We start from the raw sequence: 14,575 nt of genomic DNA, 5'->3' as shown, positions 1-14,575 counted from the left end.
CTGCCCCGGTGCCCCACGACGGGCCGTCCTCCACGCGTACACCACCGCCGAGGAGAGCCCCCGTGACCATGACCACCGACCTGCCCGTCGGCCCCGCCCAGCGCCGCAGCGCCGAACTGGAGCGGCAGCTCGCCGAGGACCCCGGCCGCTTCCGCGTCCTCACGGGCGACCGGCCCACCGGGGCCCTGCACCTCGGGCACTACTTCGGCACCCTCCACAACCGGGTGCGCCTCCAGGACCTCGGCGTGGACGTCTTCGTGCTCATCGCCGACTACCAGGTCCTCACCGACCGGGATGTCGCCGAGCGCCTCACCGAGCATGTGGAGGGGCTGCTCCTGGACTATCTCGCCATCGGTGTCGACCCCGCCCGCGCGACCGTCTTCAACCACAGCGCGGTCCCCGCTCTCAACCAGCTGCTGCTGCCGTTCCTCTCCCTGGTCTCCGTGGCCGAACTCGGCCGCAACCCCACCGTCAAGGACGAGATCGCCCACTCCCGGCAGGCCGCCGTCAGCGGACTCATGTACACCTACCCGGTGCACCAGGCCGCCGACATCCTGTTCTGCAAGGGCAACCTCGTGCCCGTCGGCCAGGACCAGCTGCCCCACCTGGAGCTCACCCGCACCATCGCCCGCCGCTTCAACGAGCGGTACGGTGCCGTCTTCCCCGAACCCGACGCGCTGCTCTCCGCCGCGCCCCTGCTGCTGGGCACCGACGCCACCAAGATGAGCAAGAGCCGGGGCAATGCCATCGCCCTCGGGGCGAGCGCGGACGAGACCGCCCGGCTGATCAGGAGCGCGACCACCGACGCCGACCGGCACATCACCTACGAACCCGGGAGCCGGCCCGGGGTGTCCAGCCTGGTGCTGCTGGCCGCGCTCTGTCTCGGCCGTGACCCCCACGAGGTCGCCGGGGAGATCGGGGACGGCGGCGCCGCGGGCCTCAAACGGACCGTGACGGAGGCCGTCAACGCCCGGATGGCCCCGATCCGGGCCCGGCGGGCGGAGTACGCCCAGGACATGGGGTACGTACGCGACGTGCTGCGCGCCGGGAACGAGCGGGCGAACGCCGTGGCCGAGGCGACCCTCCGCGAGGTCCGGGACGCGATGGGGATGTTCCACTAGCCGGATACGGCCCAGGGTGCCCATGGCCGGTCCGCAGGGCCCGGCGGACCGGCCATGGTTCAGCGGCGGCTCATCGACCGCTGTCCGCGCAGCAGTTCGGCCAGCCCGCGCCGGGTCGCCGCGATCACGACCCGGTCGTCCGGACGCAGCACATAGCCCGGGTGCAGGTCCCAGACCAGCCCGGACGGCCGGTCCGACGTCCCCTGCCCCGACGGGTCGAGGGGGTCGTACGGCGGTACGGCGGCCAGGTCCGGGCGGCGGTCGGCGGGCGGGGTGGCGTCCAGGGCCAGAACGCGCCAGGCACCTGCCCGGAAAGCCTGGTCGACGGTCCGGCCCTCCAGCTGGGGGTGCCCGGCCACCTCCAGCGCGGCGAACAGCATCACCTTGCGCTCGACCGGGACCGCGCCGAGGATCTGCCGGCCCATCATGGCGACCGCGAACGACGGGGCGGCCAGATGCGACACCGACCGGGACCGGGTCAGGGCCTGGGGGTGCGCCGTGCGCAGGGTGCGGTAGACGGCGGTGGCGAACTCGTCGTCGTACAGCCGCAGGGCCACCCGCAGGTCGGGCTTGACCGAGCGGGCGTACAGCGCGGCTTCGAGGTTCGTCGTGTCCACGCTGGTGAGCGCGAGCAGCGCGCGGGCGCGGCGGATCTTGGCCGCCTCCAGGACGCCCTCCTGGGTCACGTCGCCGACGACCGTCGGCACGTGCAGGCTGCGCGCCAGCGGGATGCCGCGCGCCTCCGGGTCCTCCTCGACGACCACCACGGGGATGTCCAGTTCACGCAGCCGCACCAGCACCCTCGTGCCGATCTTGCCGAGGCCCAGCAGGACCACATGGCCGGACAGACCGCGCGGCGGGCGGCGCAGCGAGGAAGCGGTGCGCAGCGAGCCGAAGGCCTCCAGGACGGCGGCGACCAGCAGCGGCAGGAGCAGGAGCCCGGCCATGCCGGAGAGCAGCTGGATGACCTGGCGGGACGCCGAGTCGGTGTCCTCCACGGCGGGGTCGCCCATCGCGAGCAGATCCAGCAGGGTCAGATAGGCCGCGTGCGGCGGGCTGTCGCCCGTGGTGATCACCGAGGCGACGGCGAGGGCGACCACGGCCGCCGCGACCCCCAGCGCCGACCAGCGCAGCCGGCGCGAGAAGACCTGGCCGAGCGGCGCGCCCCTGCCGCCCATCCGGGCGGGTGCCCGGTCGGGCCCGGCCTGGCTGATGGCCTCCAGAACGACCGTGCCCCGGCCGGTGGCCGCGTTGACCGTGGCCAGGTCGGGCAGCAGCTGGGGCCCTTCGTCGCCGCTGCTGTCGGAGCCCTCGGTGCCGGCCGGGTCCTGGCTGGTGGAGGAGAGCAGAGCCAGCGTGCACAGGCCGGGGTCGGCGAGCTCGCCCGGCCGGGGCGGGGTGCGCTCGACGGCGCGCAGGAGGAGGCCCTCGGCCTGGATGACCTTGCTGCTGCCGGTCAGCGCGGTGGCCGCCAGCGCCGGGGCGGCGGTGTCGGCGTCGGACAGGACGGTGGTGGAGGCGTCCAGCGCGGCCGGGTCGAGACCGGGCATGGAGACGGCCGCGGCCTGGTCGAGGAGCGTCTCCAGATGCTGGCCGAGCTTGCGGTTGTAGAGCCGGATGACCAGGCGCAGACGCGGGTTGAGCCGACGGGCCGTCAGCGCGGCCCGGATGTTCAGCTCGTCGTCGTCGTAGACGAGCGCGAGCGCGGCGGCCCGGTCGACGCCCGCCTCCTCCAGCACCTCGTCGGAGGGTTCGTGCGCCTCCATGATGCGGACGGCCTCGACCCCGGCGTTCGTGTCGCCGTCCCCGCTGCCGGCGCCCCCGCCGTTGCGGTTCATCGCCGCCGACATCCGGCCGAACAGGGCTCCCGCACGGGCTCGTTGGGTCAGCGGCAGCTCCGGCCTGCTGGTGTCACGGCCCGGCGGGAGCAGGAGCGTGACCCGCTCCCCGTACACGTAGCGCAGCTCCACGGCGAGCCGGCGGGCGAGCGTGTCGTCGCCGCAGACCACCATGTGGCCGCTGATCGTGGGGCGTTGAGGTTGCTGAGGAAGTGATGACACGGAACCCAGCATGCCGTGATCCCTCCGGTTCGGTCGGGCGTTCGGTGATCATCGGGTGAGGGGCACGGGGCCCGTGTCCGGCCGGCGGGAACCCGCGGCCCGCTCGATGGCGGCCTCGACCGACGCGATCCGGTCCGCGAGCAGTCCCAGCGCGCCCACCGCGCGGGAAGCGGGGTCGCCGTCGGGGCCGCCGAGTGCCTGCGTGCGCACATAGGCGGAGTTGACCGCCGACAGGCGCTCCGCCTGTGCCGGGGTGAGCGTGCCCCGCAGGGCGGCCAGCTTCAGCAGGTTCGACTCGGCGCCCGTGGTGAGCGTCCGGGCCTCGCCCGTGTAGTGGTCGTCGATGACGGCGGCGAGCTCGGCGTCGTTCATGACGGGCACGATCCGCTCGGCGATCCTGTTCATGTTGCGGTAGCTGCCCTGGAGCCGGAAGGGCGGCTCGGTGCGCGTCGAGTCCGTCCTGGCCGCCGAGGCGATGTACGCCGCGTTCACCGCGAGGACGGTGTCCCGGGCGGTGAGCAGATGGCGCAGGACGGAGACGATCCGGTCCAGCTCGGCCGGCGCGTACGGGTGCTCCAGCCCGTCGGCCGCCGCCGGGGCGCCGTGGCCGGACGCCATGCGCAGGAGCCGTGCGAGATCGGTGCGGGAGCGGCCCGCGAGCGGGGCGAGGACCGGGTTGGCGGTCAGGGCGTTCTCCACGAAGCTCAGCGCGAAGACGTCCTCCCGGCCGCTCAGCACCTCGCCGAGATCCCATACGTCGGCCCGGTTGGCGAGCATGTCCGGAATCCTGAACCGTTCTCCCGACTCGGTGTACGGGTTGCCCGCCATGACCACCGCGAACCGCTTGCCCCGCAGGTCGTAGCTGTGCGGCTGTCCGTCCCGCACCCCCTCGACGCGGCGGGTGGCGTCGCAGAGCGGAATGAACTTCTGGAGGAGCTCGGGCGAGGTGTGCTGGATGTCGTCCAGGTACAGCAGGGTGTTGTTGCCCGACTCCAGCGCGAAGTTGATCTTCTCGACCTCGCGGCGGGCCGTCACCCCGCGGGCCTGCGCCGGGTCCAGTGACGTCACGCCATGGCCCAGGCCGGGGCCGCTGACGTTCACGAGGACCATGCCGAGCCGGTCGGCGACGTACTCCACGAGCGTCGTCTTGCCGTAACCGGGCGGGGAGACCAGGAGCAGCAGCCCCTGCGAGTCGGTGCGCCGGTCCGCGTCGGCGGTGCCGAGCTGCTTGGCCAGGCTGTCGCCGATCAGGGGCAGGTACACCTCGTCCAGCAGCTGGTTGCGGACGAACGCGGACATGACCCGGGGCCGGTGGTCGTCCAGCCGCAGCCGGGCGCGCTCGGAGTCGACGAGGGCGGTGCGCAGCCGCTGGTAGTCGCGGAACCCCGGCACCGCCCGGGCCCTGAACTCCACCGTACGGGCCAGCAGTTCGTCCAGCCGGATGCGCAGCCTCCCCTTCTCGACACGGGGGTGGTCGCCGAGCAGCCCGTCCACGGTCACGCCGAGCGGGGCGTCGCAGTCGTACCGGTCCAGCCCGGGGCAGAGCTCCACGGCCGTGGCCTCCGCCAGGTCCCCGGCGTCCGCCCCGTTGCCGGACGCCGCGGCGTACGAGCCGAGCCAGCCCTCCACCAGCTGGCGTCCGGCCGCCAGGTCGTCGTGGAGCGCGGCGAGGTCGTCGTCGTACGCCGAAGTCCCGGTCGCCCGGCGGAACTTCTCCAGGAACGTCCGGGTGCCGGCGCTCGTGACGAATCCGGCGGGGCCGCTCGTCAGCTCCTCGAAGAGATACACGGCGGCCGTGTCACCCGCACCCATCACCGCCGCCCACTCCTGCTGGAGGACGCCGATCGCCGGGGCGAGGCCGAAGGTGTCGCGCGCCCGTGCCAGCGACACGGCCCGGCGCGTCCAGGACGTGCGCAGGGCCTCGTGCGCCTCGTGCGCCCAGAAGAGCTGCGCGGCCGCGCGGACGGCGGGCGGGAAGCGCAGCAGGCCCGCGCCGCCGTGCAGTTCCAGCAGGGCGGCCAGGATCGCGGTGGCGTCCTCGTCGTGGACCCCGCGCTGGTACCCCTCGTCGTACGCCGTCGCCGCCGCGTCCCGGACGAGCGCGGCCAGGTCCCGTGTGCCGGCCAGGGCCTCGGCGCCGTGCTCGTCCAGCAAGCGTGCGGCCAGGTGTTCCGCGCGGTAGACGTCCCGTGACTCCGAGGGCAGCCGGCGGTCCCAGTACGGGCGGGTCGCGGCGAACTCCGGGTCGGTGACCGGGGCCCGGTAGTCCGTACCCGTCAGTGCGAAGGCGAGCCGGTCCCCGTGCGGCACCAGGGTCAGGTCGGACGGCCGGGTGTTCACCGCGAAGCGGTGGCGGCCCAGCCTGAGCACCGCGCCGCCCTCGGCATAGAGCTCACCGCGGTCCCGCAGCGCGCGCACGGCCTCCTGGCGGGCCGCCCCGAGGCGTCCTTCGAGCTCCTCGGCGCGCACCGGGTCCCCCAGTGCGCGCAGCTCGTCCGCGGTGCGCCGCACCTTCACGACCATCGGGTCGGTCGCGAAGCAGGTGTGGACGGCGTCCAGGTCCGCCAGCGCGGCCGAGCGCCGGGCGACCGTCTCCAGCACCCGGGCCGCGGAGTCGGCGAGCCGTTCGGCCCGCCGGGCGCGGGCGTCCTGGAGGGTCTGCCGGCGGACCGTGAACGCTTCGTGGACCTCGGTCCTGCGCTCGGCCAGGCGGCCGAGGAAGTCGTCGGACTCCGCGAACCGGGACTCCAGGTTCTCCAGCTGGAGCAGCAGCCGTGCCAGCTGCTCGTCGCACGACTCGGGGGAGTCCGCCGCGGCCAGCGCTCCCGTGACGGCCTGCCCGAGCAGTGCGAACTCGGCGGCGAACTCGGCCCTGCCCTCCCGCGACAGCAGCTCCCGCCGGCGGGCCTCCAGCGTGGCGCGGGCCCGGTTGGCGTCGCCGAGCACCCCGGCGATCCGTTCCAGGATCGACGTACGGACGGTGGCGTCCCCGATGTCGAGGCCGGTCACCATGTCCGTGACGGTCGCCAGGCCCTCGGTGATCCGGGTCAGCCGGGAGCCCGGCTCCGAGGCGTCCGCGACCGCGGTCAGTGTCCTGGCGGTCTCGGTGAGGGCGGCGAGCTCCTCGTGGTAGCCGGTGAACGCGTCCTCGCGGGCGAGGAAGGAGACGGCACGCCGGGCGGCCGATGCCAGGTCGTCCCCGGCCTCGGCGGACAGCTCCGCGATGCGCGCGGTGTCCGCGTACCGCATCTCGGCGAGCGTCACCATGTGCCCGTGGACGCGCTGGAGTTCGGTGAGCCGGTCGACCCAGTCGGAGGCCGAGCGCGGGGCCTCGCCCCGGATGCGCCGGACGAGGTCGGTGAGCCGGGCGGCCGTTGTGTCCAGGGCCTCGGCGGCCTGCCGGGTCAGCTCCCGCACCGTCTCGAACTCGGCGAGGACCTGGCTCGCGGTGGCCCCGATCTCCGCCAGGGGCTCGGCGAGCCCGCCCAGGTCGGGGTCGCCGAGCCAGTGGTAGCGGTCACCGGCGCGGGCGCAGTCGGCGACGAGCCGGGCGTACACGGCGGCGGTCGGCGTCATGTCGTGCACGCCGTGGGCCAGGGCGAGGCAGTCGGAGATCCCGCGCACCAGATCGGCGTTCCCGGTCCTGGCGAGCGGACCCGTCCCGGTGGGGCGTGAGGCGGCGTGGGTGTCGGAGACGTACGGGGTCTGCCAGCGCTGGAGGGGGTGCACCCGGGCGGCCCCGTCCTCGCCGCCCTTCAGCAGGATCAGGGTGCCGTCGTCCAGCAGCGCGTGGCCCCGGCCGAGCAGCGGGGTGGCGACCTCCTGGCGGATCAGGTTGTACGGCAGGAGCAGGGTGCGGCTCTCGTCACGGGAGCGGAAGACGTACAGCACGTCCTCGCCGTTCGGTGAGCGGACGGCGCCCTCGAAGACCGGGTCGGTGAGCCCCTCGGCCGTGTCGAAGGTCTTGGTGGCACCGGTCGTGAGGTAGTAGCCGCCGGGGAAGACGATCCCCTGGTCCTCGGGGAGCCGGTGGCAGGACGGCCCGATCCCGTCCAGCCGTACGACCTGTCCGAGCAGGGTGTTGAAGACCAGGTGTCGCCACGCCTCCTCCTTGTACGGGCGCACCCGCAGCAGGACCAGAGGCCCGGCCACGGCGTATTCGACGTCGGCGTCCGCCAGCGACTGGAGCGGCTCGTCGACGGGCTCCGAGTGGATCCCGTCCGGGGTTTCGGTGTCGTCCTCGGTCTTGACGGTGAGCGTGCCGCCCAGGGTGTCGACGAAGAGCGCGCCGTCGGCGACCGAGATGTGCGGGTGCCGGCCGGGCCGGTGGGCGTCCCGCCCCGCCGGGGTCCAGTCGAAGTCGTGCGAGGGAGGGAAGACGTGGTCGCGGTCGCCGCGCGCGTCCAGGAACTCCCCGGGCGTCCCGTCCGGTCCGAGGGCCCAGCGCAGGACACGGACGTCCTCGGTGTTCTCCCCGGTACGGAACACGGCGATGAGCCGGCCGTTGACCCTCCGCAGACGCAGCAGCCGGGCGTCGCGGAAGTAGCGGTGCAGGCCCGCGAACTCCCGTACGAAGTCCTCGTCGGCCAGCGGCCCGTCGTCCGCCACCTCCTCCAGGCCGGCCTCCCGCAGGACGAGGACGTCACCGACCGCGGCCTCCGCTCCGGCCCCGGGGCCGCGCTCGAAGCCGAACAGCAGCCGGTCGCCGACCGCCACGAGGTCCCGGGCCAGTGAGGCGTGCCCGGTGCGCACCTGCTCGGTGGCCAGCAGCCGCAGAGCGTCGGAGCCGAACTCCTCGGTCCGTCGCGCGTTGAGTGCCTCGGCGCGCCGGACGAGCTCGTCGGCCCGCGCCGCGAGCCGCCGACGGAGCACGTCGTAGGCACCGCCATCGGTGAATGTGGTGTCACGGTCCATGCGTACGGCTCCTTACGAGATCTCACTCACGACAACGCCCCGCCCCCGGGCCGGGCAGCACCCGGGGGCGGACCGGAACGGTCAGGCCACCGTCGCCCCGTTGCGCGACGGCTCCGCGGGAGCCCCCGCGCCCGCGTCTCCCCCCGGCGACGGCACCGTCAGCCCCGCCAGTCCGAGCTCCTCGGCGGCGGCCAGCAACTGCCGCACCTGCCCGGTGGCGGCCCCCGAGGTGCCTCGCATCAGCCGCATCAGCAGCGCGGACACCGTCATGTTCTGCACGTCTCCCGAGGAGACGGACCCCAGCACCCGGGTCAGATCGTCGGTGAAGGAGGAACTGCCCTCCAGCCACGGTCCGGCCAGCTTCCGCGCGGTCCTGGAGTTGTCGACGAACGTGTCCACGCTCCGCCCCAGCGACACCGACGAGACCAGCCGGTCGAAGAAGACCGAGTCCCCGCCGACGATGTCGATGTCCGCGTTCTCCAGCCCCGTCGCCAGGACCGTGGCCTGTGCCTCGGCCACCTGCCGCTGCACGTCGAACTCCGCGAGCCGGATCTCCTTCTCCGTGGCCAGCCGCAGCCGGTACTCCTCGTGCCCGCGCGACGCCTCGTCGAGCGCGGCCATCGCGGCGGCCTTCTGCGTGAGCCCCTCGGCCTCGGCCTTCAGCTTCTCGCCGATCACCGCCGCGTCCGCGGACGCCTGGGCCTGCGTGCCCTCGGCGGTCGCCAGCGCCTTGAGGCGCGCGCCCTCCGCCTCGGCCCTCAGCCGGGCCTGAGTCGCCTGGGCCTCCGCGAGGCCGGCCTTCTCGGTGACCTCGGCCTCGGCATCCCTGACCTGGATCTCGGCCAGCCCCGCCGCGGCGGACTCGGCCTGGATGCCCTCGGCGAGCCGCAGCTTGGCCCGGGCGTCGAGGTCGGCCGTCTTCAGCCGGGCGTCCGCCAGCGTCAGCTGCTCGGCCGCGAGATGGACGGCCGCGGCCTCGGCGGCCTCCGCCGCCTTGATGTCCTTGACCAGCTTCTCCTGCGCCTCCGCCTCGGCCGCGATGATCACGGACCTGCGGGTGCGCTCCGACTCCTCGACGGACCGCAGGGTCAGGATCGACTCCTCCTGCTCGGCGACCGTACGGTCCACCGCGATCCGCTCCCTGATCACGTCCGCGACCTCGCGGCGCTCCGCCTCGACCTCCTTCGTCGCGGCGATCCGGTTCAGCTCGGTCTCGCGCTCGCGCCCGATGACCTCCAGCAGCCGGTCCTTCTCGATGCGCTCGTTCTCCACCGCGATGACCCGCTCACGGTTCTTCTGGGCGACGGCGACCTCGCGCGCCTGGTTCTCCCGCTGGATGCCGAGCTGCTCCTCGGTCCGGATGAACGCGCTCTGCGAACCGAGCCGCTCCTCCTCCTGCACCCGGGCGGTGGCCGACTCCTCTCGGGCCCGCAGCGTCTCGACCTCGCGGCGCTGCTTGATCTCGGCCTCGGCCTGCCTGCGCTCCAGCTCCAGGATGGTCTCGCGGGCGTCGACGTCCTGCCGGGTGATCTCCTTCTGCTCGGTGCGCTGGAACTCGTTGGTCCGCACGTGCTCGATCGCCGTCAGCTCGGTGATCTTCCGGATGCCCTGCGCGTCCAGGATGTTGGCGCCGTCGAGCTGCGCCATCGGCGTCTGCTCCAGGAAGTCGATCGCGGCGTCGTCGAGGTGATAGCCGTTCAGGTCGGTCCCGATGACCCGGATGATCCGGTCCCGGAACTCCTCGCGCTTGGTGTACAGGTCGACGAAGTCGAGCTGCTTGCCGACGGTCTTGAGTGCCTCGGAGAACTTCGCGGCGAAGAACTCCTGGATGGCGGCCTTGTCGCTGGCCCGCTCCGTGCCGATGGCCTGCGCGACCTTGATGACGTCCTCGACGGTCTTGTTGACGCGGACGAAGAAGGTGATGTGGATGTCGGCGCGGATGTTGTCCTGGCAGATCAGGCCCTCGCGCCCGGTCCGGCGGATCTCGATGGTCTTCACCGAGATGTCCATGGTCTCGGCCTTGTGCAGCACCGGCAGGACCACCGCGCCGGTGAAGGTGACGTCGACCTTCTTGGTCTTGGAGATGATCAGCGCCTTCCCCTGCTCGACCTTGCGGAAGAGCCGGGTGATGACGAAGAGCAGAGCGACGGTGATGAGCAGGACAACGGCGACGAGCACGCCGATGCCCCAGGAGATGGCATCCATGACAGTCCTTGGCGGCTGGTGGGACGTACGAAGAGGAGCGCGCGCCCGTGTGACGGCACGCGGAACCACGGGCCCCTGAGGGCCCGGAGGGGAGGAAGCGGGTCAGACGGCCTTGCGTGGCAGGGGGCGCGGGGCGAGCGCCGCGTCGTACGGGGAGACCCAGAAGAACTCGCCGTCGGCGTCGTACGCGTAGAGGAGCCCGGTGCTGCCGGAGGTGAACACCTCGTCCGGCACGGACGGCCTCCGCGCCTGCCTCACCTGCACGATCGCGGTCGACCCGTCGGCCGCCGCGACCTCGGCCTGGCCGAAGTCGGAGCTGACGGAGCCCGTGCGGATCGTGCAGACCTGACCCACGAAGTCGGCACGGGATGGAGGAGGTTCCGCGGGGAAGAACCGGCGGAATCGGTGCAGGAGCATGCGGACCACCCCCCAGGCGATCAGAAGCGCACCCGCCAGGACGGCGAGGTGGAGTGCGGCCCGCGCGGTGCCGGTGGCTCCGCTGCGGAGCACCAGGACGGAGCCGGTGAGACCGGCGAACCAGGAGAGGACGACGAACAGGGACACCGACACGGAGACCGGGACCCCGCCGAAGCCGACCGCCTCGGTGTCGAGGTCGGTGTCGAAGGAGTCGGGTCCGGCCGCTCCGGCCAGCACCAGCAGCCAGAAGCAGACGACGACGACGAGTGCGCCGCCGAAGACGACGGTGGGGAAAGCGACCGCCGCGGAAAGGAATTCGCTCATCCGGTCCACCCCCCTGTGATGCCGCCGTACGGTCCGGGGGCCGGGCTGTGCCGGGCGGGACGAGGGGCGGGCACCGGCGACGCGCGACCGCGAACGGCCCCGCGGCCACCGGTTCCTTCCCCCGTGATCCCCCGTGATTTCCCCCGTGTGTTGCTGAAGTGATCCTGTCAGCGGACCCCGTCCGGGCACACTGCCGGAATCCGGCAGACTTCGACGATCGGCCCTGCCGGGCACCGGCACCGGACCTCGTGCGTTGGCGGGATGACGTGCTGATGAGGGTGGAGGAGAAAGACGTGGCGGAGCCGGAGATCCCCGAGAGGTTCCTGGAGGGCTATGCCCCCATCCTGTCCGCGGCGGCGGAGACCGGCCGCCGGCTGACCAGGGACGAACTGGAGACGCGGCGCACGCTCGGCCGGGAGGCCGCGGAGGCCGGGCATCAGCTGCGGGCCCTGGTGAATCTCCACCTCGCGGCCACCCGCACCGCGTGGCCGCTCTCCGCTTCCGCGTCCGGCACGGCCGGCGCCGACGCGGTGCTGGCCGCGGTGGAGCAGGCGGTGGACGCCTTCGCGGAGGGCTTCGAGCGCGCGCAGCGCCTGACCGTGCGGCGGGAGGAGGCGGCGCGGCGGGAGTTCATCGACGACCTGCTCTACGGGCGCAGCGACCTGGGCCGGCTGGCGGAGCGCGCCACCCGCTTCGGGCTGCGGCTCTCCCGGGCCCACGCCGTCGCGGTGGCCGCGGGTCCCGAGGCGTACACCGAGTCCGACGCGGTGCCCCGCAGTGTGGAGGCCGCTCTGCTCACCCGCTTCAGCGGCCGGAAGATCCTGCTCACCACGAAGGACGGCCGCCTCGTCTGCATCGCCCCCGGCAGCCAGCCCGACGTCCTGCGGTACTTCGCGAAGCAGGCGCACGCCGCGACGGACGGGGGGCAGGTCGCGGTCGGCCGCCCGCACCGTGGCCCCGGCGGCGTCGTCCACTCGTACGACGAGGCGCTCGACGCCCTCGACCTGGCGGCGCGGATGGCCCTGGACGACCCGGTGCTGTACGCCGACGATCTGCTGGTCTATCCGGTGCTGACCAGGGACAGGCAGGCGATGGCGGACCTCGTGCGCAGCCAGCTCGGCCCGCTCAAGCAGGCACGGGGCGGCGCGGAACCGCTGCTGCGGACGCTCGCCGAGTACTTCGACGCGGGCTGCGTGGCCGCGGAGACCGCCCGTCGGCTGTCGCTGAGCGTGCGCGCGCTGACGTACAGGCTGGACCGGATACACCAGCTGACCGGCTCCGACCCCTCCGACCCGATGCACCGCTACGCGCTCCAGACCGCGGTGATCGGGGCGCGGCTGCTGGACTGGCCGGCGAAGGAGCTCTGAGGGGCGTGCTGTCCGGCCCGGGCATTCCGGGCCGGACGCTCGGGAAGAGACGGCCTAGAGGTCGAACTCGTGCGGCGGCAGGTCGAGCGCGAAGCACGCCTCCCGCACGACGGCCTGCTCCGACTTGTCGAAGTCGCCGTCGGCGCCACCGATCACGATGCCGATCTGGATGACGGCACGCGCCTCGGCCGGCTTCTTCTTCGCCTTGGCGATCTCCTGGAGCACGCTGACCTTGCCGAAGGCGAAGTCCGCGGTCAGCTTGTCCACGTAGGCGTTGAAGCGGCGCTGGAGGTCGTCCGCCGGGAAGTTCTGCAGGACGTCGTTGGTGGAGATCAGGGTGGCGACGCGCTGCCGCTCGGACGGGTCGATGGAACCGTCGGCCGCGGAGACCAGGGCGCACATGGCCATGCTCGCGTCCCGGAACGCCCCGCTCTTCAGGTCGTTCTTCTTCGCCTCCAGCTGCGTCTGCATCGTCGACGCGGATTCCTTGATCCGATCCCAAAGGGCCATGTCGTCTCTCCATACGTTGCGGTGCGTGGGTGATGCGGGAACCATTCGAACTCTACAGCTGTGTAGAAGAAGCGTGGGCGGATACCCGCGGTACGACGGACGGCCTGCCCGCGCAGGGGTACTCAGTAGGATGCGGCGGATGAACAGGCCACGAGCAACGGACGACGACGGCGCACCGGACGGCCCACGGCTGGCCAGGCGCGGCCAGGGACAGCTGGAGTCCCAGGTCCTCACCGTGCTGCGGTCGGCGGGCGGCCCCGCGACGGCCGGCTGGGTTCAGGAACACCTGGACGGCGACCTCGCCTACACCACCGTCATCACGATCCTCTCCCGTCTCTACGCGAAGAACGCCGTGACCCGCACCCGCCAGGGCCGCTCCTACGTCTGGACCTCCGCGTCCGACGAGGCGGGCCTCGCGGCGCTGCGGATGCGCCGCGTCCTGGACGGCGAGCGCGACAGGGAGGCGGTCCTGGCCCGCTTCGTCTCCGCGCTCACCCCGGGGGACGAGGCCAGGCTGCGCGAGCTGCTCTCCCGGGCGACGGACGGTCCCGAGGAGCCGGCGGGGCCGGGAGGACCGGCGGGGCCCGGAGATCCGGCAGGACCCGGGGAGCCCGAGCGGCACCCCTCCGCCGGGCCGTCCACCGCCGGGCCGGACGAGCGGCCCGGTTCCTCCGCGGCTCCGGAAGGCTGAGAGCCACCACGATGGGCGTCTTCGTCTACCTCCCCCTGGTCCTGCCGCTGACCGCACTGCCCATGGCGCGCCTCGCCGAACAGCATCTGCACCCCAGGAGCGCCACCCGGCTGCTGGCCGCGGTCGGGACGACGCTGGCCCTGTGCAGCACGCTCTGCCTGGCCCTGCTCATGGTGGTGGGCACGGCCCAGCTCCCCGGCAACCCGCTGCCCGACGGCTGGTCGGACCCCGAGGTGCGCGCGGCGGTGCCGTACGAGGAGAAGTCGGGCCTGGTCGCGATCGGCGTCCTGGGAGCGGTGCTGGCGGCCTGCGGGAGCACGCTGCTCCGGCACATCAGGACCAGGGTCCGCGCGGCCCGCGCCCTGCTGTCCGCCGAGGACCACGGCGACCTCGCGCTGGTGCCGTCCGCCGACCCGTTCGCGTACGCACTGCCGGGGACGCGCGGCCGGGACGGCCGGGTCGTCGTCTCCACGGCGATGATGGAGTGCCTCGACGCCCGTGAGCGCCGTGCGCTCGTCGCCCACGAGCGCGCGCATCTGAAGGGCGGGCACCACCGCTATCTGCTGGTGACGCAACTGGCGGCGCGCGCCAACCCGTTCCTCCTGCCCCTGCGTACGGCGGTGGCGTACAGCACCGAACGCTGGGCGGACGAGGAGGCGGCGTACGCGGTAGGAAGCCGGCGGGCGGTCGCCACGGCCGTGGGCAGGGCGGCCCTGTTCTCGCACGGCCCGTCCGGGCCCGCTGTGCTCCCCGCGTTCGCGACGGCCGGACCCGTGCCGCGCAGGGTCGCGGCGCTGCTCGACCCCGAGCCCTCGGCCGGACTCCGGCCCCTGGCCTCGGCGCACCTGGGCCTGGCGGCGCTGATCGCGACCGTGGGGACGGCCGCCTCGGCGGTGTCGTCGCTCAACGCGACGGTGACGCTGGTCCGCATCCTGCACGCGGCGACACCGCTGCTCTGAGGTCCGC

At 73.3% G+C, this 14,575-nt stretch carries 9 protein-coding genes; 4 read left to right on the top strand and 5 right to left on the bottom strand.

The genetic code is table 11. The features are described from left to right. Positions 1-68 precede the first annotated feature (68 nt). Entirely contained in the window at positions 69-1,121 is a 1,053-nt protein-coding gene (trpS, locus tag AMK10_RS26495) for a tryptophan--tRNA ligase (protein WP_241839698.1), read from the top strand. 59 nt (positions 1,122-1,180) lie between these two features. Here trpS and AMK10_RS26490 read toward each other — a convergent pair whose 3' ends face one another. From AMK10_RS26490 to AMK10_RS26475, 4 genes are all read right to left on the bottom strand, one after another. Further along, a complete protein-coding gene (locus tag AMK10_RS26490; RefSeq protein ID WP_073750479.1) occupies positions 1,181-3,193 on the bottom strand; it encodes an NAD(P)-binding protein in 2,013 nt (670 codons plus the stop codon). A 36-nt stretch (positions 3,194-3,229) separates the two neighbouring features. Further along, the gene (locus AMK10_RS26485; RefSeq protein WP_073750478.1) at positions 3,230-8,095 is read right to left on the bottom strand and encodes a DNA repair ATPase; all 4,866 of its coding nucleotides are present in this window, start codon (positions 8,093-8,095) and stop codon (positions 3,230-3,232) included. A gap of 81 nt (positions 8,096-8,176) precedes the next feature. Then, positions 8,177-10,300 (bottom strand): hypothetical protein, encoded by a 2,124-nt coding sequence (locus AMK10_RS26480; RefSeq protein ID WP_073750477.1) that lies wholly within the window; start codon positions 10,298-10,300, stop codon positions 8,177-8,179. Positions 10,301-10,402: 102 nt separating this feature from the next. Further along, complete coding sequence (locus tag AMK10_RS26475) at positions 10,403-11,041, bottom strand: hypothetical protein (RefSeq protein WP_073750476.1); 639 nt, start codon at positions 11,039-11,041, stop codon at positions 10,403-10,405. A 293-nt stretch (positions 11,042-11,334) separates the two neighbouring features. Between AMK10_RS26475 and AMK10_RS26470 the strand changes: the two genes are divergently transcribed. Further along, entirely contained in the window at positions 11,335-12,408 is a 1,074-nt protein-coding gene (locus AMK10_RS26470; RefSeq protein ID WP_073750475.1) for a PucR family transcriptional regulator, read from the top strand. A 54-nt stretch (positions 12,409-12,462) separates the two neighbouring features. On the opposite strand, the gene AMK10_RS26465 is transcribed toward AMK10_RS26470, so the two are convergent. Continuing rightward, positions 12,463-12,918, bottom strand: a complete 456-nt coding sequence (locus AMK10_RS26465; protein ID WP_073750474.1) for a tellurite resistance TerB family protein — start codon at positions 12,916-12,918, stop codon at positions 12,463-12,465. A 139-nt stretch (positions 12,919-13,057) separates the two neighbouring features. Between AMK10_RS26465 and AMK10_RS26460 the strand changes: the two genes are divergently transcribed. Together AMK10_RS26460 and AMK10_RS26455 are read left to right on the top strand one after the other, a co-directional pair. Next, a complete protein-coding gene (locus AMK10_RS26460; protein WP_073750473.1) occupies positions 13,058-13,609 on the top strand; it encodes a BlaI/MecI/CopY family transcriptional regulator in 552 nt (183 codons plus the stop codon). 11 nt (positions 13,610-13,620) lie between these two features. Then, positions 13,621-14,568 carry a M56 family metallopeptidase gene (locus AMK10_RS26455; RefSeq protein ID WP_073750472.1) on the top strand — a complete coding sequence of 316 codons (948 nt, stop codon included), beginning with the start codon at positions 13,621-13,623 and terminating at the stop codon, positions 14,566-14,568. Positions 14,569-14,575 lie beyond the last annotated feature (7 nt).

Source organism: Streptomyces sp. CB02058, from assembly GCF_001905505.1.
Lineage (GTDB): Bacteria > Actinomycetota > Actinomycetes > Streptomycetales > Streptomycetaceae > Streptomyces.
This window is presented reverse-complemented; position numbering and strand designations above follow the sequence as displayed.